Below are 26,574 nucleotides of genomic sequence, written 5' to 3'. Positions count from 1 at the left end.
GGGGGCCTCGCGCTTACCGAGATCGTCGTCCGGTCCGGTCGTCACCTGGGGCACCCCACCGCGATGCGAGGGTTGCCGGTCAGCGAGCCAGGGCTTGACGCTGACGCTCATGACCGTTCTTGAGGCGTAAGTAAGGCAGTTGACCGTTCGAATGTCAACGGCTGTCCACCCAGCGGACCTCGGCGGCCCGCCCTCACCTGCGGAAAACGTCCGTGGCACGCTCGGCGTGGACCGCCCAGTCCAGGATCTGGACCGCGGCTCCGGCGGCCTCCAGGCCCTGGCACCGGCCGTGGTGGCGGCGGGCGATGCCGTCGAGGTCGAGGTGGCGGCCGAAGGCGGGGTGCGCGGCCAGCCGGCCGGCGTAGGACCACAACGCGCGGTGGCCGGCGATGCGGTGGACGGCGGCGGCGTCGAGATGGCAGCGGTGGACGGTGTCGAGCTGCACCAGGGACACCCACAGCTCGATGTCGGCGGCGGTGAGCCGGTCGTCGGCCAGGTACTCCTCCCCGCTCAGCCGCCGCTCCAGCCGGCCCAGCGTGTCCAGCAGCGCATCGAGCGCGGCGGCCCGCTCGTCCGCACCGGCACCGGCCCGGCCGGCCCGCTGGGCGGCCTCCCCGATGCCCTGGGCGCACATCCGCTCGACCGCCTCGATCACGGACCGGAGGCCGGAGGGGTACAGGCGGGCGTCGCCGTCGTGCCGGAGCAGGTCCAGGTCGCGCAGGATCTCGGGGGCGTGGGTGCTGACGATGCGTCCGGACCAGTCGTCGCTGAGGACCGGGGCGAGCGCCGGACCGGTGTAGTGGTGGGCGCTCGCCTCGTACAGCGGGCGCAGCGCCGCGTGGCCGCCGCCGGGACAGTCCGGTACGGCGGGCAGGAGGGTGACCGGACAGTCGCCGTCCAGGCCGAGCAGGCTGTGGCCGACGGCGAGGCGCAGTCCGTCGGGGCACGCGGTCGACAGATGGAGCCGGTAGCGGTGCGGCACGGCGTAGTGGCCGCTGCGCGCGTCCCGGCCGATACGGCCTCGGAAGACCGCGGCGGGGCGGTGGGCGGACGGGACGGCGGCGAGCGGAGCGATGGACATGCGTCTCCCCCAGGGTGTGGGCGTGCGGACGGGCGGACCGGCGCGGTCGCGGACGGGCGGCGGTGGGGCGCGAAGGGCCCGGTTCAGCGGTGGCGGCTGATCGCGCTGCAGACGCGCTGCAGGTCGATGTGGCGTCGGGAGGTGAGCAGGGGCGCGCACAACGGCGTCCGGCACGTCAGGCCGGTGCCCGTTGCGAGGCGCGTCATCATTCCCTACCCGTTCACTAGGATTCCCCTCCCTGGAGTGTCGATCCGGCTCCGCGGGACGTCAAGGGGGCGTCCACGCCTGGGACTCCGGGCGGACGGCGGGAGCGGCGGGGAGTGGGCCCGCGGCGGGCCTCCCGGAGCCGGAGGACTCCTCAGGGAGAGAAGCATGTGACATAGTACTGCCGTGGCGAAGCGACTGACCTGCGATGTCGTGGTCGTCGGAGCCGGGATGGTGGGGGCGGCCTGTGCGCTGTACGCCGCCCGGACCGGCCTCGACGTGAGGGTGGTGGACCGGGGTCCGGTGGCCGGTGGCACCACGGGGGCGGGCGAAGGCAACCTGCTCGTCTCCGACAAGGGACCGGGCCCGGAGCTGGACCTCGCGCTGCTGTCGGCCCGGTTGTGGGCCGCGCTGGCCGACGAGCTGGGCACCGCGATCGAGTACGAGCCCAAGGGCGGCCTCGTGGTCGCCTCGGCACCCGCCGCCCTGACCGCGCTGCGGGACTTCGCCGCGGGCCAGCGCGGCGCCGGCGTCACGGCCGTACCGGTCGGAGCGGACCGGCTGCCGGAGCTGGAACCGCACCTGGCGCCGGCCATGGCGGGCGGAGTGCACTATCCGCAGGACGCCCAGGTCATGCCCGCGCTCGCCGCCGCCCGGCTGCTCCGAGCCTCCGGGGCCCGGATGCACGTGGGTCACACCGTGACCGGCGTCCTGCGCGCGGCGGGCGGCACGGTGTACGGCGTACGCACCGACCGGGGCGACATCCACGCACCGGCGGTGGTGAACGCGGCCGGCACCTGGGGCGGCGACCTCGCGGCGCTCGCCGGTGTCCGGTTGCCGGTACTCCCCCGGCGCGGTTTCGTGCTGGTCACCGAGCCGCTGCCCCGGATGGTCCGGCACAAGGTGTACGCCGCTGACTACGTGGCCGACGTCGCCAGCGACTCGGCCGCCCTGCGCACCTCGCCGGTCGTGGAGGGCACGGCCGCGGGACCGGTGCTGATCGGCGCCACCCGGGAACGGGTGGGGTTCGACCGCTCGCTCTCGCTGCCCGCCGTACGCGCCCTCGCCGCCGGGGCGATCGGCCTGTTCCCGTTCCTGGAGCGGGTCCGCGCGCTGCGCACGTACGCGGGGTTCCGGCCGTATCTGCCCGACCACCTGCCGGCGATCGGCCCCGACCCGCGCGCACCGGGCCTGTTCCACGCCTGCGGGCACGAGGGGGCGGGCATCGGACTCGCCACCGGCACCGGGCAGTTGCTCGCGCAGGCGCTCACCGGGAAGACGCCGGAGCTGGACCCCGCACCGTTCCGGCCGGAGCGGTTCGACACCGATGGAGGCGACGTCCGATGAACCCGCTGGAGTTGACCCGGGCCCGCCCGGGCGCGGCCCGCACCGTCACCTTCGACGGCCGGCCCCTCACGGCACTGCCGGGCCAGAGCGTGGCGGCGGCGCTGTGGGCCGCGGGGGTGACGGCCTGGCGCAGCACGCGCGGCGCCGGCCGGCCGCGCGGGGTGTTCTGCGGGATCGGGGTGTGCTTCGACTGCCTGGTGACGGTCAACGGCATCCCGAACCAACGGGCTTGCCTGGTGCCGGTGCGCCCGGGCGATGTGATCCGCACGCAGGAGGGGACGGGGCGGGACGATGGCTGAGGGACCACGGCTCGCGGTCGTCGGCGCGGGGCCGGCGGGCCTCGCCGCGGCCCTGGCGGCAGCCGCGCGGGGCGTCCGGGTCACCCTCGTCGACGCCGCCGAACAGGCGGGCGGCCAGTTCTACCGGCAGCCCGCCGCCGCACTCGGCGCGGCGCGGCCCCAGGCGCTGCACCACCAGTGGCGGACCTGGGAACGACTGCGGGCCGGCCTCGGCCGGCACCTCGCGACCGGCCGCCTCACCCATCTGACCGACCATCATGTGTGGTGCGTGGCAGCGGATCCGGTCTCCGGGACGTTCGGTGTGCACGCCCTGCGCGGACCCGCGCAGGAGGAGGGCGTCACCGTCCGCGCCGACGCCGTACTGCTCGCCACCGGCGGGTACGAACGGGTGCTGCCCTTCCCCGGCTGGACCCTGCCCGGGGTCGTCACGGCGGGCGGCGCGCAGGCCATGCTCAAGGGCGGCCTGGTCCTGCCCGGACGGACGGCCGTGGTCGCCGGGAGCGGGCCGCTGCTGCTGCCGGTGGCCACCGGACTCGTCACGGCCGGTGCCCGGGTCGCCGCACTGGTCGAGTCCGCCGGCCCCGCCGCGCTGCTGCGCCGGGCGCCCGCCCTGGCGGCCCAGCCGGGCAAACTCGCCGAGGGCGCCGGGTACGCGGCCCGGCTGCTGCGACACGGCGTACGCACTCTGCCCGGGCACACCGTCGTGGCGGCGCACGGTACCGACCGGCTGGAGGCGGTCACGGTGGCCGCACTGGGCCGGGAAGGACACCTCAGGCCGGGCAGCGCCCGCCGGATCCGCTGCGACACCCTCGCCGTGGGCCACGGCATGCTGCCGCACACCGATCTCGCCGAGTCCCTCGGCTGCACCCTGTCCGGCACCGCCGTACGGGTCGACGACGAGCAGCGCACCGACGTCCCCGGCGTCTGGGCCGCCGGGGAGGCCACCGGGGTCGGCGGCGCGGAACTCGCCCTCGCCGAGGGCCACATCGCCGGATGCTCGGCCGCGGCCCGGCTGCACGGCAGCGCCCCCGACCCGCGCCGCTGGGCCGCCGCCGCCCGGGCCAGGCGCCGGCTGCGGGAGTTCGCCACGGCCCTCGACGCGGCGTTCGAGCCACCGGCGGGCTGGGCGGGCCGGCTCCCCGACGACACCGTGGTGTGCCGCTGCGAGGAGGTCACCGCGGGTGAGGTGCGCCGCGCCGTGGACCCGCTCGGCGCCGGGGACCTGCGCACCGTGAAACTGCTGTCCCGGGCCGGGATGGGCTGGTGCCAGGGCCGGATGTGCGCGCCCGCGGTGGCGGGTCTGGCCGGCTGCCCGCTCACCGCCGGCCGGAGGCCGTTCGCCCGACCGGTGCCGCTGGGAGTCCTGGCGGGCCTGCCGGACACGGAAGCCGGTCCGCCGGACGCGGACTGACCGCGGCCCGACCAGCTCCACCCCGACACCGTCAGCACCATCAGACACCGTCAGTGCCATGTCACACCCTACGGGAGAGAGATCACTCATGACGCACGCCGAGAACCGTCCCTGGCGGGGCCTCCTCGTCGCCACCGCCCTCCCGCTCCGTGACGACCTCTCGGTCGACCACGACCGCTACGCCGAGCACTGCGCCTGGCTCGTCGCGAACGGCTGCGACGGCGTCGTACCGAACGGCTCGCTCGGCGAGTACCAGGCACTCACCCCCGGGGAACGTGCCCGGGTGGTGGAGACGGCCGTGGCCGCGGTCGGCGGCCGGCGGGTGATGCCGGGTGTCGCGGCGTACGGCTCCGCCGAGGCCCGCCGCTGGGCCGAGCAGGCGGGCGAGGCGGGCTGCGCGGCGGTGATGCTGCTGCCGCCCAACGCCTACCGCGCCGACGAGCGGTCCGTCCTCGCCCACTACGCCGAGGTCGCGAAGGCGGCCCTGCCGGTGGTGGCGTACAACAACCCCGTCGACACCAAGGTGGACCTGGTACCCGAACTCCTCGCCCGGCTGCACGGCGAGGGGCTCGTGCACGCCGTCAAGGAGTTCTCCGGTGACGTCCGCCGCGCCTACCGGATCCGCGAACTCGCGCCGGAGCTGGACCTGCTGGCCGGCGCCGACGACGTACTGCTGGAGCTGGCGGTGGCCGGCGCCGTGGGCTGGGTGGCCGGTTACCCCAACGCGCTGCCGCGCGCCTCGGCGGAGCTGTACCGCGCCGCGACGGCCGGTGACCTCGGCACCGCGCTCCCCCTGTACCGGCAGCTGCACCCGCTGCTGCGCTGGGACTCGCGGACGGAGTTCGTCCAGGCGATCAAGCTCTCCATGGACGTCGTCGGGCGGTACGGCGGCCCGGTGCGGCCGCCCCGCGTACCGTTGCCGCCCCAGCAGGAGGCCGCGGTCCGCGCGGCCACCGAGAAGGCCGTCGCCGCGGGCCTCGGGTAAGGGAGCCGGACCATGCGCAGCAAGCTCGTTCTGCACGCCGTCGACTCGCACACCGAGGGCATGCCGACCCGGGTGATCACCGGCGGGATCGGCACCCTCCCCGGCGCGACGATGAACGAACGGCGGCTGTACTTCCGGGACCACCTCGACCACATCAAGCGGCTGCTGATGAACGAGCCGCGCGGTCACTCGGCGATGAGCGGCGCCGTCCTGCAGCCGCCGGTCCGGCCCGACTGTGACTGGGGCGTCGTCTACATCGAGGTCTCCGGCTATCTGCCGATGTGCGGACACGGCACGATCGGGGTGGCCACCGTGCTGGTCGAGACCGGCATGGTGGAGGTCGTGGAGCCGGTGACCACCATCCGGCTCGACACCCCGGCGGGGCCGGTGGTCGCCGAGGTGGCCGTGGAGAACGGCGCGGCCCGGAACGTCACCCTGCGCAACGTCCCGTCGTTCGCCGCCGCACTGGACCGGCGGATCACCCTGCCCGACGGCCGCTCGGTCACCTACGACCTCGCCTACGGCGGCAACTTCTACGCGATCCTCCCGCTCGACGCCTTCGGGCTGCCCTTCGACCGCGCCCGCAAGGACGACATCCTGGCGGCGGGGCTGGCGCTGATGCGCGCGGTCAACGAGCGGGACGAGCCGGTGCATCCGGAGGACCCGTCGATCCGCGGCTGCCACCACGTCCACCTCTACGCCCCCGGCGCGACGGCCCGGCACTCCCGCCACGCGATGGCCATCCACCCGGGCTGGTTCGACCGCTCCCCGTGCGGCACCGGGACGAGCGCGCGCATGGCGCAGCTGCACGCGCGCGGTGAACTGCCGTTGCACACCGACTTCGTGAACGAGTCCTTCATCGGTACCCACTTCACCGGGCGGCTGCTGGGGACGACCGAGGTCGCCGGGGTGCCGGCCGTACTGCCCAGCTTCACCGGGCGCGCGTGGATCACGGGCACCGCGCAGTACCTGCTGGACCCGGACGATCCGTTCCCGGAGGGCTTCGTCCTCTAGACATCCGCCGGGCGTCCTCCCGGGCGTCCTCTACACTCAGCGGGTGAAGCGTGACATGGCACAGGACGCGCCGGGAGCGGAGATGCCCGCGCTCCCCCGGCTCGGCGGCCGGCGGAGCAGCTACCGCGAGCGGGTGGCGGATGCCCTGCGCGCCGCGCTGATCGCGGGCGAGCTGCGGCCCGGCGAGGTGTACTCGGCGCCCTCGCTGGCCACCCGCTTCGGCGTCTCGGCCACGCCGGTGCGCGAGGCGATGCTCGACCTGGCCAAGGAGGGACTGGTCGACACCGTGCCCAACAAGGGCTTCCGGGTCACCGCCGTCTCCGACCGGCAGCTGGACGAGTACACGCACATCCGGTCGCTCATCGAGATCCCCACCGTGGCGGCCCTGGCCCGCACGGCCGACCGCGTCTCGCTGGAGGCGCTGCGCCCGGCGGCCCGGGAGATCGTCACCGCCGCGGTGGCGGGCGACCTGATCGGCTACGTCGAGGCCGACACCCGCTTCCACCTGGGCCTGCTCGCCCTGGCGGGCAACGCCCACCTGGTGGAGGTCGTCGCCGACCTGCGTAAACGCTCCCGTCTGTACGGTCTGACCGCGCTGGTGGAGGCGGGCCGGCTGCTCGCCTCCGCCGAGGAGCACCTGGAACTGCTGGACGCCCTGCTGGGGCGCGACGAGACCGCCGTGCGCGAGATCATGACCCGGCACCTGGGGCATGTACGCAGCCTGTGGGCGGCGGCGGACTGACCACGCCCGGCCCGGCGCACCCCCGTGGAGGGCACCGGACATCTCACGGTGCGGGGGCCGTGCCGCGACGCTTTTTCGCGTGATCAAGCGGCCCCCGCCACATATCGAGCGGCGATTTTGCGTCAGATCGACGCATAGCCGACCATGGGGTCCGTCCCGGCGATCCCGGGCACGTCAGTTCCATGAGAGGCGCACCACCCATGCACAGCACCGGAACCGTCCATCAGCCGGCTCCGGCCCCCGCGGAACCCCCCACGGTGACCGTCGAGGACCCGCACGGCGACACCGGCAGGCATGCCCGCCGGTTCGGCCTGCCCGTCGCCACCGCGCTGGTCATGGGCAACATCATCGGTGGCGGCATCTTCCTGCTGCCCGCCTCGATCGCCCCCTTCGGCACCGTCAGCCTGGTGGCCTTCGTGGTGCTGACCGTCGGCGCCATCGCGCTCGCCCTGGTCTTCGGCCGGCTCGCCGCCCGCGACCCCCGTACGGGCGGCCCCTACGTGTACGCCCGTGAGGCGTTCGGCGACTTCGCGGGCTTCCTCGCGGCCTGGTCGTACTGGATCACCACCTGGGTGTCGAACGCCGCGCTCGCCGTCGCCGCCGTCGGCTACCTCGACGTACTGATCCCGGTGGGCGGCCACCGGTGGACCGCCTGTCTGGCCGCGCTGGCCCTGCAGTGGCTGCCCGCCCTCGCCAACTTCGCCGGCACCCGCTATGTGGGCGCCGTCCAGCTGGTGTCCACGGTGCTGAAGTTCGTCCCGCTGCTGCTGGTGGCGGTCGGCGGCCTGTTCTTCTTCGACCCGGACCGGCTCGGGCCGTTCAACACCGGCGGCCACAGCGCGGTCGGCGCGGTGTCCGCCTCGGCCGCCCTGCTGCTCTTCTCCTACCTCGGGGTGGAGTCCGCCGCCGTCAGCGCGGGCGAGGTCAAGGACGCCCGGCGCAACGTGGGCCGCGCCACCGTCATCGGCACCGCGGGCGCCGCGGTGGTGTACCTGCTGGGGACCCTGTCCGTGTTCGGCACGGTCCCGCACGACCGTCTGGTGACCTCCACCGCGCCGTTCTCGGACGCCGTGGACACGATGTTCGGCGGCAGCTGGGGCGGTACGGCGGTGGCGCTCGCGGCCCTCGTCTCGATGACGGGCTGCCTCAACGGCTGGACCCTGCTGAGCGCCCAGACGCCGTACGCGGCGGCGCGCGACGGTCTGTTCCCGAGCGCCTTCACGCGCCGCCGGCGGGGCGTGCCCACCGTCGGGGTCGGCGTGACGGTCGTCCTCGCCTCGCTGCTCACGATGTACAACTACCTGTCGGGCTCGGGCAAGGTCTTCGAGGTCCTCGTCCTCGTCACCACGTTCACGGCCACCGTGCCGTATCTGCTGGCCGCCGCCGCGCAGCTCTTCCATCTGGTGCGGGGTGAGGCGGTCGACCGGGCGCGGCTGGTGCGGGACTCCGTGATCACCGCGGTGGCCGCCGCCTTCTCGGTCTGGCTGATGGCGGGCGCCGGTTACGCGGCGGTGTACCAGGGCGTGCTGTTCCTGTTCGCCGGGATCCTGGTCTACGCCGTGATGGCGGCCCGGCGGCAGCGGAAGCCGGCGTCAGCGGTCGAGGCGCCGTAGTCCGTCGGCGCTGCGCGCCGCGGTGCGCGGGGCCTCGCTGTGCACTCCGGCCCGGTACTTGGGGACGCGGAGGGTGACCTTCGTCCCGGCGCCGACGCCGGTCTCGATCACCAGCCCGTGGTCGTCCCCGTAGACCTGCCGCAGCCGTTCGTCCACATTGCGCAGCCCGATGCCCGCCGTCGGGCCGTCCTCGCCGCACAGGATGCGGCGCAGCCGGTCCGGCTCCATGCCGGCCCCGTCGTCCTCGATGACGATGCGGGCGCTCGCCCCCTCGTCCCGTGCGGTGATGCTGATCCGGCCGCGCTCGACGCCCTCCCGCAGCCCGTGCTTGACGGCGTTCTCCACCAGGGGCTGGAGGCACAGGAAGGGCACGGCCACGGGCAGCACCTCGGGGGCGATCTGCAGGGTCACCTCCAGCCGCTGTCCGAACCGGGCGCGCACCAGCTCCAGGAACTGCTCGATGGCGCGCAACTCCTCGGCCAGGGTGGTGAACTCACCGTGGCGGCGGAACGAGTAGCGGGTGAAGTCGGCGAACTCCAGCAGCAGTTCGCGGGCCCGCTCGGGATCGGTGCGGACGAACGAGGCGATCGCCGCGAGGGAGTTGTAGACGAAGTGCGGGGAGATCTGTGCGCGCAGCGCCCGGATCTCCGCCTCGATCAGTCCGGTGCGGGTCCGGTCGAGATCGGCGAGTTCGAGCTGGACGGAGACCCAGCGCGCCACCTCCTCGGTGGCCCGCACCGCGGGCGCCGGCTCCCCCGCACCGAGCACGACGAGGGCGCCGAGCACGCGCCCGTCGACGGTGAGCGGGGCGGCGGCTCCCCAGCGCACGGGGCACCGCGGGTCCTGGCAGCCGACGGCGAAGGTCTGCGTGCGGCCGGTGTCCAGCACCTGGCGGACCCGGTCCAGGGCCGTGTCCTCGTGGTGCCGGCCCGGCCCGTCCCAGGCCAGCGGCCGGTCCTCGGCGGTGAGGGCGAGCGCGGCCGTGCCGAACAGCGGCCGGAGCCGTCGTACCGCCTTGCGGGCGGCGTCCGCGGTGAGCCCGGCGCGCAGCGGGGGCGCGGCGAGGGAGGCGGTGTGCAGGGTCCGGAAGGTGGCGCGTTCCACGGGGGTGCCGGGGCCCGTGCCGTCCCGGGCGGACCGGCGGGCCGGCAGCCGTCCCACGGCGAGACCGGCGGCGAACAGCAGCGGGCCCGCGGTGGCGAGGAGGGCGAGCCCGTTCATCTGCGGCCCCGGCGGGCCGCGGGCCGGCGCTTGGTCATGGGGTCGGCACTCCTCGGCGGGCGGCGGGTGTGGGCGGGGCCCGGTCCACCGGGCGTTCGGGCAGGTGGAGGCGGGCCATGGCCGCCTCGGTGCCCGGCGGGATCCGGCCCGGGGTGGCCAGGGAGACCAGGATCATGGTCAGGAAGCCGAGCGGTACCGACCACACGGCCGGCCAGGCGAGCAGGGTGTGCGCCCAGCCGTCGGCCAGGGGCCCGGCGATGGTCAGGGCGACCGCGGTGAGGGCGCCGCCCCCGCCGGCGAGCAGCCCCGCGACCGCGCCGGGCGCGGTGAGTCCGCGCCACCAGATGCCGAGCACCAGCAGAGGGCAGAAGGACGAGGCGGCCACCGCGAAGGCGAGTCCCACGGCGTTGGCCACGGGGAGATCACCGGCGGCCACGCTCACCGTGACGGGTACGGCGACCGCCGGCAGCGTGGCCCATCGCAGGCGGCGGACGCCGAGCGAGGGCAGCACGTCCTGGCTGAGCACGCCCGCGACGGAGAGGGTGAGCCCGGAGGCCGTGGACAGGAAGGCGGCACAGGCGCCGGCGGCGATCAGCGCGCCGAGGAGGTCGCCGCCGACGCCGCCGACGAGGCGTTCCGGCAGCACGAGCACGGCGGCGTCGGTGTTGCCGGTGAGCAGCAGGTCGGGGGCGTAGAGCCGGCCGAGGAGCCCGTAGAGGGGCGGCAGCAGGTAGAAGCCGCCGACCAGCGCCAGCACGATCACGGTGGTGCGGCGGGCGGCACGGCCGTCGGGGTTGGTGTAGAAGCGGACGAGGACGTGGGGCAGCCCCATGGTGCCGAGGAAGGTGGCGCATATCAGCCCGTACGTCGTGTACAGCGGGTGCTCGTCCTTCCCGCCGGACAGCGGTGCCGCCCAGCCGGAGGCGCCGTCGCGCCCTTCGTCCCCGGTCTCGCGCTCGGGCACCGGGGCCGTGGGCGGGAACCGGAGTGTCGTCCCGGCCCGGACCTCGTGCACACCGGGCTCCAGCAGCAGCCGGCCGCCGTCGTGGTCCACGCCGTCCACGGCGCCGGTCACCACGGCCCGCAGCGGCGCGCCGATCCTGATGCGTACGGTGCTCTCGACGGTGACCTGGGTGTGCCGGCGGAAGGTCGGCGGCTCGTCCACCGCCCGGGCGGGATGCGGGTCGCCGTGCCAGGCGATGACCAGGAAGATCGCGGGCACGAGGAGCGCGGCCAGCTTCAGGCAGTACTGGAACGCCTGGACGAAGGTGATGCCGCGCATGCCGCCGGCGGCCACGGCCAGGGTCACGACGGCGGCGACGAGCACCCCGCCGAGCCAGCGGGGCGCGCCCGTGACCAGGCCGAGCGTGAGGCCCGCGCCCTGGAGCTGGGGCAGCAGGTACAGCCAGCCGACGCCGACGACGAGCACGCTCGCGACGCGCCGGGCGGCCCTGGACTCCAGCCGGGAGTCGGCGAAGTCGGGCAGGGTGTAGGCCCCGGAGCGGCGCAGCGGAGCGGCGACGAACGCGAGCAGGACGAGGTAGCCCGCGGCGTAGCCGACGGGGAACCAGAGCATCTCGACGCCCTGGGCGGCGACCAGTCCGGCGATGCCGAGGAAGGAGGCCGCCGAGAGGTACTCGCCGCTGACGGCCATGGCGTTGAGATAGGGCGGGACGGTACGGGAGGCGACGTAGAAGTCGGACGTGGTGCGGGAGACGCGCAGCCCCGTCGAGCCGATCACCAGGGTCGCGACGACCGCCGCGGAGACGGCCACGACGCCGTACGTCTGGTTCACCCGGCGGCCCCCGGTGCGCGGCCGGTCCCCGGCGGCCGGACGTCGGTCACCGTCAGGGCCTTTCGAGGTCCACGGTGTCCCGCTCATTGCGTTCGGCGCGTACGACGTACCACCGGCCGAGGACGACGAGTGCGGGATAGACGGCGACACCGAGAACGGCCCACACGACCAGGGCGCCGCCCGGCCGGACATCGGGGTCGGGCAGGGCGGTGAAGGCGAGGGGAAGCAGCCCGAGCATCCCGACGAGCACGGCGAACGTCGTCGCCCCGAGCCGCAGTTGCCGCCGCATCAGCTCCCGCAGGACGCGGCGGTCGACCGCGAGGTCCTCCACCCCGTACACCCGGGCGGGGCGGACGGGTCCCCGGGGCGCGCGGGGAGTCCCCGTGACCACTTCACGTCGGGGAGTCCCAGGTGCACCCATGCCGCGTCCTCCGCCCCGCGAAGATCACACTTAGCAGTGGAGTGTACGCACCGGGAAACGAAAGAGACAGCTTCCGGTCAGCGCGAGCGCCGTCCGTCGGTCGAGCAGGGCCTCCGCCGGTCGAGCAGGGTCTCGGGGGCGCGCTCGCCTCCGCGTGGCCTTGACCACAGTTTGCTCTTTTAATGGCAGATGGCCCTTTATAAGTAGTTTCATAGTGAGCTGCACTCCCTGGGCCTCCGGTTCCAGGGACCCGACGACCAGGACACGGGAGAGGCCCTTGATCACGGCACGTAAAGGACGCACCCCGCTGGCGGTCGGCGTACTCGCCGGTGCGCTCTCGCTCGCGGCCCTCGGCGGCACCGGCTACGCCGCTACCGGCGGTAACGACGCCGGGGCGGGTCCGCAGGCGCAGGCAGGGGCGGATCAGGCCGCCCCGCAGGAGGCTTCCGACGCCCGGATAATGATCAGTCCCGGGTACGGCGCCCACGGCGTCGGGACCGACGACCCCGTCAAGGTCACCGTCAGCAACGGCAAGCTCACCAGGGTGACCATGACCGCGGTCGCGACCGGTGCCGAGGTCCCGGGCACCCTGTCCGCCGACGGCACGTCCTGGACGGCGGACGGCCGGCTGGAGCGGGCGACCAGGTATCAGGTCGCCGCGGACGCCGATGACGCCCAGGGCCGCTCCGCCAGCGAGAACGCCTCGATCACCACGGTCTCCCCGGCCGACGACTTCATCGGGCACCTGTCCCCCGAGGACGGCTCGACCGTCGGCGTGGGCATGCCGGTGACGGTCGACTTCGACAAGGCGGTCGGCGACAAGGCGGCCGTGCAGTCCAAGATCCAGGTCAGCTCCAGCAGCGGCCAGAAGGTCGTCGGCCACTGGTTCAGCGGCAACCGCCTGGACTTCCGCCCCGAGAACTACTGGAAGCCCGGGTCCACCGTCACCGTCAGGCTCAGCGTCGACGGCACCCAGAAGACGGTCACCTTCAAGATCGGCCGGAGCCAGATCAGCACGGTCGACGCCGAGACGAAGCAGATGACCGTCGTACGGGACGGCAAGACGATCAGGACCATCCCGATCTCGTCCGGCAGCACCGAGCACCCGACGTACAACGGGCAGATGGTCATCTCCGAGAAGTTCCGGCAGACCCGCATGAACGGTGCGACCGTCGGCCTCACGAACAAGGACGGCAAGCCCTCCTACGACATCGAGGCCGTGCCGCACGCCATGCGCCTGACCGCCTCGGGCACCTTCATCCACGGCAACTACTGGGGTACCGACGCGGTCTTCGGCAAGGCCAACACCAGCCACGGCTGCGTGGGCCTGAAGGACGTCAAGGGCGGCGGTGACGGCAGGCAGCCCGCCGCGTGGTTCTTCGACAACTCGATGACCGGTGACGTCGTCATCGTCAAGAACTCCGCCGACAAGAGCACGCTGGCCCCGGACAACGGCCTCAGCGACTGGAACATGCCGTGGAGCCAGTGGGTCGCGGGCAGCGCGACCGGCTGACGCCACGCCCCCCGGACACGGTCGGCGCCGGGTGAGGGAGGGCGGGACGCGGGCAACGTCACCGGGGTTCGGCGACCGGGCCCGTCATCCCAGCGTGAAGCGCACCGGCGTCGCCACCGCGGCCTGGGCCGCCGACGCCAGGGCGGCGTCCGCGACGACGCCGATGACCGGGTAGCCGCCCGTCGTCGGGTGGTCGTGCAGGAACACCACCGGGCGCCCGTCCCAGGGCACCTGGACCGCGCCGAGAACCATGCCCTCACTGGGCAGTTCGTCCGTCAGGCGGCGTTCCAGTGGGGGCCCTTCGGTGCGCAGGCCGATGCGGTTGCTGTGCGGGGACACGCGGTACGTGGCCGAGGTGAGGGTGCGCAGCGCCGCGGCGGTGAACCAGTCCGCACGGGGGCCGAGCCGCAGCGGCAGGACGAGTTGGGTGGGCGGCGCCGGCCAGGGGGCGGCGGCCGGTAGTGCCGTCCACCGGGCCGGGGCTCCCAGCGGCAGGACGTCCCCGTCGCGCAAGGGCGCGGGGCCGAGCCCGGAGAGCAGGTCCGTCGCACGGCTGCCGAGGACCGGCTCGACGGCGATGCCCCCGGCGACGGCCACGTACGAGCGCACGCCCGCCGTCGCCGTACCCGCGTCGAGTACCGCGCCCGCGGGCACGCGCACCGGCGCTCCCCAGGCCACCGGCCGCCCGTCGACCGTCACCGGGCAGGGCGCCCCGCCCACCACGACGGTGACGGCGCGGTCCGGCCGCAGGGCGCAGCCGGTCAGGGTGGTCTCCAGAACGGCGGCACCGGGGTCGTTGCCGAGCAGCCGGTTCGCGAGGTGCATCGCGGGCGCGTCCAGGGCGCCGGAACGCGGGACTCCCAGGTGCGCGTGGCCGCGCCGGCCGGAGTCCTGGACCGTGGTGAGGGCGCCGGATCGTACGACCGTGAGCTTGGCGCTCATGCCGCACCGGCCTCTGCGACGAACCGCACCCGCGTTCCCGGTGTGAGGAGCGCCGGTTCGTCCCGCGCGAGGTCCCAGAGCGGAGCCGGGTCCGGCATGGTGCCGATCAGCTGCCAGCCGCCCGGGGTGGCGCGCGGGTAGACCGCGCTGTAGGGGCCCGCGAGCGCGACGGATCCGGCCGGCACCCGGGTACGGGGCGTATCGCGGCGCGGCACGTGCAGGTGCGGGGGCAGTCCGGTGAGGTAGCCGAACCCCGGCGCGAAACCGCAGAAAGCGACGCGGTACGTGTACGAGGAGTGGCGTGCGGCGACCTCATCGGCGCCGATCCCCCACAGGGCGGCCACGCCCTCCAGGTCCGGCCCGTCGTAGCGCACGGGGATCCTTATCGTTCCGCGGTCGTCGGCGGCCTGTGCCGGCATGTCCCGGTCGGCGAGCCGGCGGGCCAGCGCCTCGGGGTCCGCGACGCCGTCCAGCAGGACGGTCCGCGCCCCCGGCACGATCTCCTCGACCGGAGGCAGGATGCCCGCCGCGCGCAGCCGCAGCAGTTCGGCGTGGAAGGCTCCGGTGCGCTCCGCGTCCGGCAGCTCGATGAGCAGTGCGTGCCGCCCGGCGGGGCGGATGTCCGGCAGTCGGCGCTCGGTCATGCGAATGCCCCCACCGCGATCCCGGCCCTCTCGAGTGCCTCGCGCACGCGCGCCGCGATCCGGGCCGCGCCCGGGGTGTCGCCGTGGACGCACAGGGAGCGCGCGGCCACCGCGACGGTGGTGCCGTCCACGGCCTCGACCGCGCCCTCCGTCGCGAACCCGAGCGCCCGCCGCACCACCGCGTCCTCGTCGGTCACCACGGAGTTCGCCTCGCGGCGCCCGACGAGTGTGCCCTCGGGGGTGTAGGCGCGGTCCGCGAAGGCCTCGGGTACGGCGGTGAGCCCCGCCTCCTCGGCGGCGGCGAGCAGCAGCGACCCCGGCAGACCGAGCACCGGCAGCGCCCCGCCCGCGAGCCGCACTCCCGCCACCACGGCGGCGGCCTGCTCGGCGTCGTGCACGGTGCGGTTGTAGAGGGCGCCGTGCGGCTTGACGTACGCCACCCGCGCCCCGGCAGCCTCGGCGAAGACTCTCAGCGCGCCGATCTGGTAGGCCGTCTCGGCCGCCAGTTCGTCGCCGGGCACGTCCATCGCGCGCCGCCCGAAGCCGGCCAGGTCCCGGTAGGACACCTGGGCTCCGATCCGTACCCCGCGCTCGGCGGCCAGGTCACAGACGCGGCGCATCACGGAGGGGTCGCCCGCGTGGAAGCCGCAGGCGACGTTGGCGCTGGTGACGACGGACAGGAGGGCGTCGTCGTCGGTGAGGGTCCAGCGGCCGAAGCCTTCACCGAGGTCTGCGTTGAGGTCGATCGTCACGTCCAGAACGTAGCCGATCGTTGAACGATCCGACAAGGGGGCAATTCTGCCGCCTCGGAAGGACGGCGTACCGCCCCCTCCTGTTCCGGCGCTGACGAGGCCGACGCGAGGTGCAGGGTGCTGAGCGGCGACTGGTCCGAGCGGTGGCTCGACGGCTTCCTGGCCGGTCTCGTCGCCCGACGACAGGAACCGCACCTCGGCCTGGACGGACCGGGTCCCGGCGGGCACCGGACCGGTGGTGCCGCGGGAGAGGAACCCGGTGGCCGAGCCCCGGTCGCTCGCGGAGACCGCCGGTACCTTGCAGCGGCCGCGGCGAAGACGGTGACCGTGTCCGCCGTGCGGGCCGGCGACCCGCGCGTGCCCGGCAAGACCACTCGCTCGTGCCGAAGCCTGACGCCGAACTCCGCGGCCCCCGCGAACTCTTGACGGGTACACATACAACGCAAAGAATGAGCGCGCTCCGTCTGACAACGTTGTCCGGCTTTCGGGGAGGCGCTTCCGCCCATGAGATGGACCCATCCGCCCACGAGTTGGGCCCGACGCATACGCGGCGCAGGCACGGTGGTCGCGGCGGCGGCCCTGCTCGGGGCCGCCCTTGCCGCGCCCACGGCCCAGGCCGCCGCCCGGCAGGACGGCCAACTCACCGATCTCGTCAACCCGTTCATCGGAACCCAGAACGAAGGCAACACCTATCCCGGCGCGGCCGTGCCCTTCGGGATGGTGCAGCTCTCCCCGGACACCGGGCACAACACCGGTTACGACTACTCCCAGAACCACATCCGGGGCTTCTCACTCGTCCACCTCTCCGGTGTCGGCTGCGGTCTGGGCGGGGACCTGCCCGTGCTGCCGACCACCGGTGACGTCACCGAGACGGACTACGCCAAGTACAGCGCCGAGTTCAGCCACGACGCGGAGACGGCGAGCCCCGGCTACTACAAGGTCGGGCTGAAGTCCGGCATCGACGCCGAGCTGACCGCGACCGCCCGCACCGGTGTGCAGCGCTACACCTTCCCCGCCACCGACAAGGCCAACGTCCTGCTCGACGCGGGGCAGTCACTGCACCGGACGGTCGCCACCAAGGTCGAGGTGCTCGACGACCGGACCGTGCGCACCGCGATCACCGGCAGCGGATTCTGCCAGGACACCAGGCCGTACACCGTCTACACGATCACCCGCTTCGACCGCCCGTTCACCGCGTTCGGCACCTGGGACGGCTCCACGGTCACCGCCGGGTCGCGGACCGGACGGGACGGCGCGTACGTCCGCTTCGACACCGGCAGGGACCGGACCGTCGAGGCCACGACCGCGCTCTCGTACGTCGACGCACACGGCGCCGACGTGAACCTCCGCGCCGAGGGGGGCCGTTCCTTCGACCAGGTCCGCAGTGCCGCCCGGCGGGCCTGGGAGGACCGGCTCGACGACGTCCGCGCCCAGGGCGGGAGCGACAGGCTGCGCCGCACCTTCTACTCCTCCCTGTACCGGTCCTTCCTCGCGCCCAACATCGGCAGCGACGCGGACGGCCGCTACACGGGCTGGGACCAGAGGATCCACCGCGCCCGCGGCTTCACGTACTACCAGAACTGGTCCCTGTGGGACACCTACCGCACCCAGTCCCAGCTCCTGTCGCTGCTCGCGCCGCGCGAGGCCCGCGACATGGCGATCTCCGTCATCAGGATCGACGAGGAGAGCGGCTGGCTGCCCAAGTGGGGGTACGGCACGGTCGAGACGAACATCATGACCGGCGACCCGGTCACCCCGTTCCTCACCAACGCCTACCAGCAGGGCCTGCTCAAGGGCTACGAGGAACGGGCCTACCGCGCCCTCAGGAAGAACGCCGACGGGGTGCCGCCCGCCGACTCGCCGGCCGTCGGCCGCGAGGCCGACAAGGAGTACATCGCCGACGGCTTCGCGCCGTACGTCAAGGGCCGCCCGCACGCGAAGCCCGGCGACTCGGACTACGACCACGGCGCGTCCGCGACTCTGGAGTACGCGCTGGCGGACGCGATGCTCGGTGAGATGGCCCGGGATCTCGGCCATGACGCGGACGCGGCGCGCTACGCCGCCCGCGCGCAGAACTACCGCAGGATCTTCGACGCCTCGACCGGTTTCTTCCGCGCGCGCGACGCCTCCGGTGCCTTCACCGGGCCGGACGACCCGGCCAGGAGCGAGGGGTTCCACGAGGGCACGTCCTGGCAGTACCAGTGGCTGGTGCCGCAGGACCTGCCGGGGATGGTCGGCCTGATCGGCGGCAAGCAGGCGGCCAACGACCGGCTGGACTCCTTCTTCGCCTACGGGCAGCTCGTGCAGGATCCCGCGAAGACCGCCCGCGAGGTATGGGTGAACGGCCCGTACGACTACTACAACGCGGACAAGTACAACCCGCAGAACGAGCCCGACCTCATCGCACCGTACACCTACCTCTCGACCGGCCAGCCGTGGAAGACCACCGACGTGGTCCACGCCGCGCTGACCCTCTTCACGGACGCCCCGACCGGCATGACCGGCAACGACGACCTCGGCACCATGTCCGCCTGGAACGTGCTGTCGTCCATCGGCATCTTCCCGGTGCAGCCCGGCTACGACACCTGGGGCCTGTCCACACCCGTCTTCGAACGGGTCGACCTCACGCTCGACCGCCACTACTACCCGCGTGGCTCGCTCACGGTGACGGCACCCGGCACGTCCGACAGCCGCCGCTACATCCAGTCGGCCCGGGTCGACGGCTCCCCGTACGGCCGCACGTATCTGACGACGGACGCCCTGCGTGACACGCGGTCGCTCGCGTTCACGGTCGGCGCCGAGCCGTCCGCATGGGGAACGGCCGCCGAGGCAGGGCCACCTGCGCTGAAGTGACCCACGGACCACGGCCGAGCGCGAGGACGATCGGCTCGGTCGTGGCCGCAAATGATCGAGAGGCCGTTCCAGAACTTGTCTGAAACGGCCTCTGACCTGCGACTTCGAAAAGTCGGGACGACAGGATTTGAACCTGCGACCCCTTGACCCCCAGTCAAGTGCGCTACCAAGCTGCGCCACGTCCCGCCGCGGTCTCACGCGGAGCGTTCCGCGTGATCACGCAGGTAAACCCTACCGCACCTGTGCGGGTGCCCGTGTCGGCCCCGGCACGGGCGGCGGGCCGGACAGTCGGCCGGAACGACGGACCGGGACGAGCAGGGCCGCGCCGGCCGCGCCCAGGCAGAGCAGGGCCAGCAGGGCCCAGCCATGGGTGTAGCCGGAGGCGTACGGCAGGCCCGAGGGCTGGAGCCGGCCGGTGACCAGGACGCTGGTGAGCGCGGCGCCGATGGAGCCGCCGATGGTGCGGATGTTGGCGTTCATGCCGGTCGCGGCGCCGGTCTGCTCCACCGGGACGCTGCCCACGATGAGGTTGGCCATCGAGGCGAAGGCCAGTCCGATGCCGAGGCCGAACAGACCCGCGACCACCGCGATCTGCCACTGCTCGTCGTGCCAGAGGGTGAGGAAGCCGCAGGCCAGCGCGCCGAGGGCGGCACCCGTGGTGAGCAGCGCCTTGGCGCCGACGCGGGGTTCGAGACGGCCGGACAGGACGCCGGAGAGGAACATCGCCAGGAGCATCGGCAGCATCAGCAGGCCGGATGCGGTCACGCTGGCACCGAAGCCGTACCCGGCCGCGGCGGGCGTCTGGACGAAGCCCGGCAGGAAGGACCAGATGGAGTACATGCCGGCGCCGAACAGCAGGGCGGCGGTGTTGGTCGTCCACACGGCGGGCAGCCTGAGCACCCGCAGGTCGATGAGCGGGCTGCGGGAGCGGGCCTCGGTCACCAGCCACACCGTGAACAGCACGACGGCGACGGCGAACAGGCCCAGCACCTTGGCCGAGCCCCAGCCCCAGTGCCCGGCCTGGCTCAGCGGCAGCAGCAGGGCGACCAGCCAGCCGGAGAGCAGTACGGCACCACCCCAACTGACCTTGCCCGAGGCCCGCTTGGGCGACTCGGGGACATAACGCAGGGCGATCAGGACCGTCGCGGCGACGATGCCCACGGGGATCCAGAACAGCCAGCGGTAGTCGAGCGCGGACACGATCGGTCCGGCGGCCACCATGCCGACCCCGCCGCCGGCCGCGATCACGGCGGAGAGGTTGCTGATGCTGCCGCTGACCTCGGCCGGGGCGAACTCGTCCCGGATGATGCCGAAGGAGAGCGGGAACAGGGCGCCGCCGACACCCTGGACGACGCGGGCGACGATGAGCACGGCGATGTTCGGGGCCAGCGCGGCGACGAGGCAGCCGGCGAGGACGGCCAGCAGGACGGCGACGAGGGTCCGTTTCTTGCCGGCGAGGTCGCCGACCCGGCCGAGGATCGGGGTGAAGACCGAGGCGGACAGCAGATAGGCCGTCATCACCCAGGTCGCGGTGGACTGGGAGGTGTGCAGGGCGTGCTGGACGGTCGGCAGGGCAGGCGCGATCAGCGACTGCAGCATGGAGAAGACGCCGGCACCGGTCGCGAGGACCGCGAAGGTGAGGCGGGCGGACGGACGGGGCATGAAGAAGCCTCTCCGGAAAGCGGGGACACGGAGGGTCGGGTCGAGTGCTGCCGGGCACGGCCGCAGGGGCCGTGCGCCGGGTGCGGAGCCGGCTGCGCGGGCCGCGTCCGGCCATGGCGGAGCCACCCCGCACTGGTAAAGTGGAGGTACCCCTCCACTGTAGCGGAGGCACCCCTCCGGTTCAATCGATTCCCTCCCCGGGAGGCACCCGTGACGGCCACGCCGTTCCCCGTCAGCGAGATCGTGGCGACCCGCCGGCCGCACCGTAAGGACGCCGCCCGCAACTACGACGCCCTGCTGGGCGCCGCCCGCGAGGCGTTCGCCGAGCACGGGGCCGACGCCTCCCTGGAGGACATCGCGCGCCGCGCGGGCGTCGGGATCGGCACGCTGTACCGCAACTTCCCGACCCGCCGCGATCTGTTCGAGACCGTCTACGCCGACGAGGTCAACGCCCTGTGCCGGGCGGCCGTCGAACTCGCGGACCGGGAGCCGTGGGAGGCGCTGACGGCCTGGCTGGACCGGTTCGCCGGGTACATGGTCACCAAGCGCGCGGTACGCGAGGCCCTCGACGACGAGTCCGGCATCTTCCAGGCCTGCCGCGAGTCCATGTACGCGGCCGGCGGCCCGCTGCTGCAGCGCGCGCAGCGGGCCGGCGTCGCCCGGGCGGACATGGACTTCGGGGACCTGCTGCGGATGGTCGCCGGGATCACGGCGACGGCCTTCGAGGATGCCGCCCAGCGGGACCGGGTCCTCGCCATCGCCCTGGACGGGGTCCGGGCCGGCCGCTGACACCGCGCGCCCGGCCCGGGCACCCCGGCGGCTACTTGATCAACGCGTTCGCCGCCACCACGATCAGCCCCAGCAGCGCGTCCCCCGCTCCCATGAGGACGGCGACCGGCCAGCGCCGCGCCGACCAGCGGGCCGTGAGGAGGCCGAGCACGAACAGGATGACGATGTTGAGGACGAACGCCGCGTACTCGACGCCCTTCGCCGGCCACCACCCCCAGCGTGCGCCCGCGAGCAGGAAGACCGTGGGCAGCACGGCTGTCACGAGCGGCCACTCGTTGCGCACGGCGACCAGGACGTCCCAGCGGCGGTGCGGGGCACGCTCGGCGATGTAGTGGGCGTAGCCGTGGGCGAGGGCGGAGGCGCAGGCGGTCACCAGCACCCACGCGGCGTCGTAGCCGCGGACCTCGGCGGACGTGTGTCCGTATTGGGTGAGCGCCGCGACCATCGAGCTGGCGAGGACGGCGCCGTACACCCCGCCGAACAGGACGATCTCGCGCGCGTCGTGCTGCCGGGACCGCGGGGTGCCGGCCACCGTGGAGTCCGCCATGTCCCCACGATCACCCGGGACCGGCGGCCCCGCCAGTTTGCGCCCGCCCCGGCCCGACCCGTTCGCCGCCGCGACGAAGTGTCCTCCGACCAGGCCCGATGCCCCACACACTGTCCACGGTGGCACGGCTCGCGGGCCCACTAGGGTCGGCCGTATGACGCACAGCTTCGCGCTCCACATCCCCGACGCCGACCTTGAACCCGAGCCCCTGGACCCCGGGCAGATCCTCTCCGGTACCCCGGAGGTCACCGGAAAGGTGGTGTGGGAGTCGCCGGACGGGCGGCAGATCCGGGGCGTCTGGCAGATCACCCCCGGTGTGGTCACGGACACGGAGGCGGACGAGCTGTTCGTGGTGATCAGCGGATCGGCGACGATCGAGGTGGCGGACGGGCCGACACTGCGGGTGGGACCCGGCGACATGGCGGTGCTGCGGGCGGGCGACCGCACCACGTGGACCGTGCACGAGACGCTGCGCAAGGCGTACGCGATCAACCTCTGACGCCCGGGCGCCCTTCGCCGGGCCTCGGCGTGGGGGCGGCGGGGCCCGGGGGTCCCGTCGTCCCCCGCACCTGGAGTGCCGGCGCGGCCAGGTGGACGGTGCCCTCCCCGCCGTGACCGGCCAGGCGGTCCAGGAGGCAGCGCGCGGCACGCCGGCCGGCCTCGTACGGGGCGGTGTCCACGGTGGTCAGCCAGAGGTGCCGCAACCGGGAGATGCTGGTGTTGTCGTACCCCGTCACCGACAGGTCGGCGGGCACCCGCAGGCCGAGTTCCCCGGCCGCCGAGAGCGCCCCGACCGCGGTCATGTCGTTGACGGCGAAGAGCGCCGTGGGCCGCTCCGGGCGGCTGAGCAGCCGTACGGTTCCGCGGTAGCCGCTCTCCTCGGTCAGGTCGCCCGGTTCCACGAGCGGCTCGGCGCCGTGCTCGCGCATCGCCGTCTCGAAGCCGCGCCTGCGCAGTGCCCCGACGGCGCCGTGGCCGGCGAGGTGTGCGATCCGGCGGTGACCGAGCCCGAGCAGGTGCTCGGTGACGAGCCGGGCGCCCTGCTCGTCGTCCCCGGCGACGACGTCCACACCCGGCGGCTGCGCCTCCCGGGCACCCGCCACGACCACCGGGATCCGCCGCGCCAGGGTGCCGAGCGCACCGGCGTCCGGGACCGTGCCGACCACCACGAGTCCGTCCACACCCAGGTCAAGGAACGGTTCGGCGAGGTCGTGTCCCATGCGCCGGTTGAGCCGGGCGTCGGCGAGGAGCATGTGCAGACCGGCCGCGTGCAGCGGGGAGTTGAGTCCGTCGAGCAGTTCCACGAACCACGGGTTGCGCAGGTCGTCCAGGAGGACCCCGACGGTGCGGGTGCGCTGCTCGCTGAGGCTGCGGGCCGCCGCGTTCGGGCGGTAGCCCAGCTCCGCCACGGCCCGCAGCACCGCGTCGCGCTTCTCGGGCCGCACCGGTCCGGAGCCGCGCAGCACGAGCGAGACCAGCGACTTCGACACGCCGGCCCGTTCGGCCACGTCACGGATCGTCGGCGGTCTCATGGTATGGACCGTTCCATGCCGCATGTCGCGCTGTCAAAGGGTTGACACACTGGCCATGTCCGAACAAAGGTGAGCTGCGTCGGGCATGGACCGGTCCAAGCAGACCGTGGAAGGGCAGTCATGGTGGATGCGCTGGGTGTCGCCGTCATCGGGTTCGGCTGGATGGGCCGCGTGCACACCCAGGCGTACGCCCGCCTCCCGCACCACTATCCGCGGCTCGCGCTGCGGCCCCGGCTGGTCACGGTGGCGGAGGAGGTGCCCGGGCGGGCCGAGGAGGCCGCCGAGCGCTTCGGGTTCGTCTCCGCGACCCGTGACTGGCGCGAGGTGGCCGCCGATCCGCGCGTTCAGGCCGTCAGCGTCACCGCGCCGAACTTCCTGCACCGGGAGATCGGCGTGGCGATGGCCGAGGCCGGCAAGCACCTCTGGATCGAGAAGCCGGTGGGCCTGACCGCGGCGGACGCCCGCGCGGTCGCCGACGCGGTCGCCGAGGCCGGTGTACAGGGCACGGTCGGCTTCAACTACCGCAACGCGCCCGCCGTGGAGTCCGCCCGCGAGCTGATCGCCTCCGGCGGGATCGGCACGGTCACCCACGTCCGCATCCGCCTGTTCAGCGACTACGCCGCCCACCCGGACTCCGCCCTGACCTGGCGGTACGAGCGCGAGCGCGGCGGCAGCGGGGTGCTCGGCGATCTGGCCTCGCACGGCGTTGACCTCGCCCGCTTCCTGCTCGGCGACATCGCCGCGCTCACCGCCGACACGGCGGTCTTCGTACCGCAACGCGCCCGCCCGGCCGGGGCGACGGCCGGTCACGCCCTGGCCTCGGGCGGTGAGCCGGGGCCGGTCGAGAACGAGGACTACGTCGGCTGCCTGCTCCGCTTCGCCTCCGGCGCTCGCGGGGTCCTGGAGGCGTGCCGCGTCTCGGTCGGCGAGCAGAACAACTACGGCTTCGAGGTGCACGGCACCAGGGGCGCGGTGTTCTGGGACTTCCGCCGCATGAACGAGCTGGGGGTGAGCCGTGGCACGGCCTACCAGGACCAGCCGGTGAGCACGGTCTACGTCGGCCCGGACGCCGGCGAGTTCGCGGCCTTCCAGCCGGGCGCCGGCAACGCGATGGGGTACGACGACCTGAAGGTGATCGAGGCCCACCGCTTCGTGCGCTCCATCGCCGAGGGCAGGTCGTACGGCACCACCCTCGCGGACGCGGTGCACAGCGCCACCGTGCTCGACGCCATGGCGGAGTCCGCGGTGAGCGGCCGGTGGGTCGGCCTGTAGGTGAATTGCACGGGCGCCCGCGCCCGGGACCGCGGGCGGCTGCGGACCGCCGGGAGAGCTGAGGAACGCATGGGACTTCTCGACGACAAGGTCGTCCTCGTCAACGGCGGCAGCCGGGGCGTGGGGGCCGCGACCGCGCGAGCCGCCGTCCGCGAGGGAGCCGCCGTGGCGGTGACCGGGCGGCGCACGGAGCCGGGCGAGGCGCTGGTGGCGGAGCTGTCGGCCGCCGGGGGCAGGGCGCTGTTCGTGCGCGCCGACCTGGCGGACGCCGGGCAGGCCAAGGCCTCGGCCGCCGAGGTCGCGGACGCGTACGGCCGGATCGACTGCCTGGTGAACTCGGCCGGGCTGACCTCGCGTGGCACGTTGCCGGACACCACACCGGAGCTGTTCGACGCGCACGTCGCGGTCAGTCTCAGGGGACCGTCCTTCGCGATGCAGGCGGCGGTCGCCGACATGAGGGCCCGTGGCGCGCCCGGCGCGATCGTCAACATCATCACCTCGTCGGCGCACGGCGGACAGCCGTTCCTCGCGCCGTACGTCGCCGCGAAGGCGGGTCTCGCGGGTCTCACCCGGAACGCGGCGCACGCCCACCGCCGGTACCGGATCCGGATCAACGGTCTGAACATCGGCTGGACGGCGACGGAGGGCGAGGACGCCGTCCAGCGCGCCTTCCACGGCGCCGGCGACGACTGGCGGGAGCAGGCCGCGCCCCAGGCTGCCGATGGGCAGGCTGGGCCGGCCGGAGGAGATCGCGGACTTCGTCGTCCTGCTGCTGTCGGACCGGTCCGGCGTGGCCACCGGCTCGGTGATCGACTGGGACCAGAACGTGCTCGGCGGCCTCGACCAGCACCCCGCACCCACCTTTAGGAGCAGTGCCCATGCGCATCGGAATCCTCGGCCTCGGCCGCATCGGCGCCTTCCACGCCGAGACCCTCTCCGGCCTCGCCGCCGTCGAGTCGCTCGTCGTCGCCGACCCGTTCACGGACGCCGCCAAGGCAGCCGCCGAGCGGTTCGGGGCCGAGGTCGCGGACTCGCCGGAGGCCCTGCTGGCGGCCGGCGTGGACGGCGTCGTCGTCGCGGCGGCCACGGACGCGCACCCGGCGCTCATCCGGGCCGGGGTGGCGGCCGGTGTGCCGGTCTTCTGCGAGAAGCCGGTGGCCCGCACCATGGCGGAGGGCGTCGAGGTCCTCAGGGCCCTCCAGGGCAGCGACGTGCCGGTCCAGATCGGCTACAACCGGCGCTTCGACGCGGGCTTCGCCGCCGCGCGGGCCGCCGTGCGCTCCGGTGAGCTGGGCACGCTGCACACGGTCCGCTGCACGACCCTGGACCCGGCGCCGCCGCCGGCCGCGTACGTCGCCGCGTCGGGCGGCATCTTCCGCGACTGCTCGGTGCACGACTTCGACGTCATCCGCTGGGTGACGGGCCGTGAGGTGACCGAGGTGTACGCGGTGGGCGGCAACCGGGGCGCCGACTACATCCGGGCGGCCGGTGACGCCGACACCACCGGCGCGGTCCTGACCCTCGACGACGGCACGATCGCGGTGGTGTCCAACTCACGGCACAACGCGCGGGGGTACGACGTGCGCATGGAACTGCACGGCTTCGCCGACTCGGTCGCCGTCGGCCTGGACGACCGGCTCCCGCTCCGCTCGGTCGAGCCCGGTGCGGTCTTCCCGTCCGGCACCCCGCACGACTTCTTCATGGACCGGTTCACCGACGCCTACCGCGCCGAACTCACCGCGTTCACCGAGGTCGTGGCCGGCACCCGGCCCTCCCCGTGCACCGTCGAGGACGCCCTGGAGGCCGGCTGGATCGCCGAGGCCTGCACCCTGTCGCTGCACGAGCACCGGCCGGTGACGCTCACGGAGGTGCGGGCGGACTGAGGTGCGGGCGGACTGAGGGCAGGGTGACGGCGCCCGGACACGTGTCCCGGGC

General features: G+C 73.9%; 24 protein-coding genes, 1 tRNA gene, 1 pseudogene and 1 riboswitch. Of the genes and pseudogenes, 14 read left to right on the top strand and 12 right to left on the bottom strand.

Annotation, left to right across the window (positions count from 1 at the left end):
• Positions 1-4: 4 nt before the first annotated feature.
• Positions 5-115: riboswitch (SAM riboswitch) on the bottom strand.
• Positions 116-193: 78 nt separating this feature from the next.
• On the bottom strand, positions 194-1,081 hold the full coding sequence (locus AB0B40_RS27420; protein ID WP_362266088.1) for a glutathione S-transferase C-terminal domain-containing protein: 888 nt from the start codon (positions 1,079-1,081) through the stop codon (positions 194-196).
• A gap of 83 nt (positions 1,082-1,164) precedes the next feature.
• Positions 1,165-1,287: a putative leader peptide gene (locus AB0B40_RS27415; protein ID WP_362266087.1), complete on the bottom strand. Its 123-nt coding sequence runs from the start codon at positions 1,285-1,287 to the stop codon at positions 1,165-1,167.
• Positions 1,288-1,471: 184 nt separating this feature from the next.
• Here AB0B40_RS27415 and AB0B40_RS27410 point away from each other — a divergent pair, with 184 nt between their 5' ends.
• The 7 genes from AB0B40_RS27410 (at position 1,472) to AB0B40_RS27380 (ending at position 8,696) form a co-directional block, all read left to right on the top strand.
• Complete coding sequence (locus AB0B40_RS27410; protein WP_362266085.1) at positions 1,472-2,632, top strand: FAD-binding oxidoreductase; 1,161 nt, start codon at positions 1,472-1,474, stop codon at positions 2,630-2,632.
• Positions 2,629-2,931 (top strand): (2Fe-2S)-binding protein, encoded by a 303-nt coding sequence (locus tag AB0B40_RS27405; RefSeq protein WP_362266083.1) that lies wholly within the window; start codon positions 2,629-2,631, stop codon positions 2,929-2,931. The genes AB0B40_RS27410 and AB0B40_RS27405 overlap by 4 nt, the downstream gene beginning before the upstream one ends.
• Positions 2,924-4,342 (top strand): NAD(P)/FAD-dependent oxidoreductase, encoded by a 1,419-nt coding sequence (locus AB0B40_RS27400; protein WP_362266082.1) that lies wholly within the window; start codon positions 2,924-2,926, stop codon positions 4,340-4,342. The genes AB0B40_RS27405 and AB0B40_RS27400 overlap by 8 nt, the downstream gene beginning before the upstream one ends.
• 88 nt (positions 4,343-4,430) lie before the next feature.
• Positions 4,431-5,327, top strand: a complete 897-nt coding sequence (locus AB0B40_RS27395; protein WP_345054002.1) for a dihydrodipicolinate synthase family protein — start codon at positions 4,431-4,433, stop codon at positions 5,325-5,327.
• 12 nt (positions 5,328-5,339) lie between these two features.
• Entirely contained in the window at positions 5,340-6,341 is a 1,002-nt protein-coding gene (locus tag AB0B40_RS27390; protein WP_362266080.1) for a proline racemase family protein, read from the top strand.
• Positions 6,342-6,396: 55 nt separating this feature from the next.
• On the top strand, positions 6,397-7,083 hold the full coding sequence (locus AB0B40_RS27385) for a GntR family transcriptional regulator (RefSeq protein WP_345054108.1): 687 nt from the start codon (positions 6,397-6,399) through the stop codon (positions 7,081-7,083).
• A gap of 200 nt (positions 7,084-7,283) precedes the next feature.
• Positions 7,284-8,696 carry an amino acid permease gene (locus tag AB0B40_RS27380; protein WP_362266078.1) on the top strand — a complete coding sequence of 471 codons (1,413 nt, stop codon included), beginning with the start codon at positions 7,284-7,286 and terminating at the stop codon, positions 8,694-8,696.
• On the opposite strand, the gene AB0B40_RS27375 is transcribed toward AB0B40_RS27380, so the two are convergent.
• The 3 genes from AB0B40_RS27375 to AB0B40_RS27365 are packed head-to-tail and all read right to left on the bottom strand — an operon-like array spanning position 8,676 to position 12,043.
• Positions 8,676-9,917: a histidine kinase gene (locus AB0B40_RS27375; RefSeq protein ID WP_362266077.1), complete on the bottom strand. Its 1,242-nt coding sequence runs from the start codon at positions 9,915-9,917 to the stop codon at positions 8,676-8,678. The genes AB0B40_RS27380 and AB0B40_RS27375 overlap by 21 nt on opposite strands.
• Before the next feature lie 34 nt (positions 9,918-9,951).
• Positions 9,952-11,712 (bottom strand): cation acetate symporter, encoded by a 1,761-nt coding sequence (locus AB0B40_RS27370; RefSeq protein ID WP_362266075.1) that lies wholly within the window; start codon positions 11,710-11,712, stop codon positions 9,952-9,954.
• A gap of 52 nt (positions 11,713-11,764) precedes the next feature.
• Positions 11,765-12,043, bottom strand: a complete 279-nt coding sequence (locus AB0B40_RS27365; protein ID WP_345054012.1) for a hypothetical protein — start codon at positions 12,041-12,043, stop codon at positions 11,765-11,767.
• A gap of 367 nt (positions 12,044-12,410) precedes the next feature.
• Here AB0B40_RS27365 and AB0B40_RS27360 point away from each other — a divergent pair, with 367 nt between their 5' ends.
• Positions 12,411-13,646 (top strand): Ig-like domain-containing protein, encoded by a 1,236-nt coding sequence (locus tag AB0B40_RS27360; RefSeq protein WP_345054015.1) that lies wholly within the window; start codon positions 12,411-12,413, stop codon positions 13,644-13,646.
• Positions 13,647-13,730: 84 nt separating this feature from the next.
• Here AB0B40_RS27360 and AB0B40_RS27355 read toward each other — a convergent pair whose 3' ends face one another.
• Genes AB0B40_RS27355 through AB0B40_RS27345 form a run of 3 tightly spaced genes read right to left on the bottom strand, consistent with a single transcriptional unit; the run spans position 13,731 to position 15,978 of the window.
• Positions 13,731-14,588, bottom strand: coding sequence for a biotin-dependent carboxyltransferase family protein (locus tag AB0B40_RS27355; protein ID WP_362266073.1), 858 nt, complete (start codon positions 14,586-14,588; stop codon positions 13,731-13,733).
• Entirely contained in the window at positions 14,585-15,232 is a 648-nt protein-coding gene (locus AB0B40_RS27350) for an allophanate hydrolase subunit 1 (RefSeq protein WP_362266072.1), read from the bottom strand. The genes AB0B40_RS27355 and AB0B40_RS27350 overlap by 4 nt, the downstream gene beginning before the upstream one ends.
• Positions 15,229-15,978 (bottom strand): 5-oxoprolinase subunit PxpA, encoded by a 750-nt coding sequence (locus AB0B40_RS27345; protein ID WP_362266129.1) that lies wholly within the window; start codon positions 15,976-15,978, stop codon positions 15,229-15,231. Before AB0B40_RS27345 ends, AB0B40_RS27350 begins: the two co-directional genes overlap by 4 nt.
• Positions 15,979-16,488: 510 nt before the next feature.
• Between AB0B40_RS27345 and AB0B40_RS27340 the strand changes: the two genes are divergently transcribed.
• Positions 16,489-18,837: a GH92 family glycosyl hydrolase gene (locus AB0B40_RS27340; RefSeq protein ID WP_362266069.1), complete on the top strand. Its 2,349-nt coding sequence runs from the start codon at positions 16,489-16,491 to the stop codon at positions 18,835-18,837.
• A gap of 112 nt (positions 18,838-18,949) precedes the next feature.
• Here the strand turns inward: AB0B40_RS27340 and AB0B40_RS27335 are convergent.
• Together AB0B40_RS27335 and AB0B40_RS27330 are read right to left on the bottom strand one after the other, a co-directional pair.
• A tRNA-Pro gene (locus AB0B40_RS27335) sits at positions 18,950-19,023 on the bottom strand.
• 45 nt (positions 19,024-19,068) lie between these two features.
• On the bottom strand, positions 19,069-20,499 hold the full coding sequence (locus tag AB0B40_RS27330) for an MFS transporter (protein ID WP_362266067.1): 1,431 nt from the start codon (positions 20,497-20,499) through the stop codon (positions 19,069-19,071).
• A 210-nt stretch (positions 20,500-20,709) separates the two neighbouring features.
• Here AB0B40_RS27330 and AB0B40_RS27325 point away from each other — a divergent pair, with 210 nt between their 5' ends.
• Positions 20,710-21,288 carry a helix-turn-helix domain-containing protein gene (locus AB0B40_RS27325; protein ID WP_345054027.1) on the top strand — a complete coding sequence of 193 codons (579 nt, stop codon included), beginning with the start codon at positions 20,710-20,712 and terminating at the stop codon, positions 21,286-21,288.
• 31 nt (positions 21,289-21,319) lie between these two features.
• Here the strand turns inward: AB0B40_RS27325 and AB0B40_RS27320 are convergent, their stop codons facing one another.
• Positions 21,320-21,835, bottom strand: coding sequence for a hypothetical protein (locus AB0B40_RS27320; protein ID WP_345054030.1), 516 nt, complete (start codon positions 21,833-21,835; stop codon positions 21,320-21,322).
• A 154-nt stretch (positions 21,836-21,989) separates the two neighbouring features.
• On the opposite strand from AB0B40_RS27320, the gene AB0B40_RS27315 reads away from it, so the two are divergent.
• The gene (locus AB0B40_RS27315; protein ID WP_345054032.1) at positions 21,990-22,334 is read left to right on the top strand and encodes a cupin domain-containing protein; all 345 of its coding nucleotides are present in this window, start codon (positions 21,990-21,992) and stop codon (positions 22,332-22,334) included.
• Here AB0B40_RS27315 and AB0B40_RS27310 read toward each other — a convergent pair.
• Entirely contained in the window at positions 22,324-23,367 is a 1,044-nt protein-coding gene (locus AB0B40_RS27310; protein ID WP_345054034.1) for a LacI family DNA-binding transcriptional regulator, read from the bottom strand. The two genes, AB0B40_RS27315 and AB0B40_RS27310, sit on opposite strands and share 11 nt — an antisense overlap.
• Before the next feature lie 120 nt (positions 23,368-23,487).
• On the opposite strand from AB0B40_RS27310, the gene AB0B40_RS27305 reads away from it, so the two are divergent.
• The 3 genes and pseudogenes from AB0B40_RS27305 to AB0B40_RS27295 all read left to right on the top strand — a co-directional run bounded on the left by AB0B40_RS27305 (position 23,488) and on the right by AB0B40_RS27295 (position 26,522).
• Positions 23,488-24,639, top strand: coding sequence for a Gfo/Idh/MocA family oxidoreductase (locus AB0B40_RS27305; protein WP_362266065.1), 1,152 nt, complete (start codon positions 23,488-23,490; stop codon positions 24,637-24,639).
• A gap of 69 nt (positions 24,640-24,708) precedes the next feature.
• Positions 24,709-25,483, top strand: a pseudogene (locus tag AB0B40_RS27300) (SDR family oxidoreductase); the annotation flags it as partial.
• Positions 25,484-25,517: 34 nt separating this feature from the next.
• Complete coding sequence (locus AB0B40_RS27295; protein ID WP_345054038.1) at positions 25,518-26,522, top strand: Gfo/Idh/MocA family oxidoreductase; 1,005 nt, start codon at positions 25,518-25,520, stop codon at positions 26,520-26,522.
• The last annotated feature ends 52 nt before the right edge of the window (positions 26,523-26,574 follow it).

It is taken from the genome of Streptomyces sp. NPDC042638, assembly GCF_040647235.1.
GTDB classification, from domain to species: Bacteria; Actinomycetota; Actinomycetes; order Streptomycetales; family Streptomycetaceae; genus Streptomyces; species Streptomyces rameus.
Note: the sequence above shows the minus strand (reverse complement) of the source record. Positions and strands in the feature narration are given on the sequence as shown.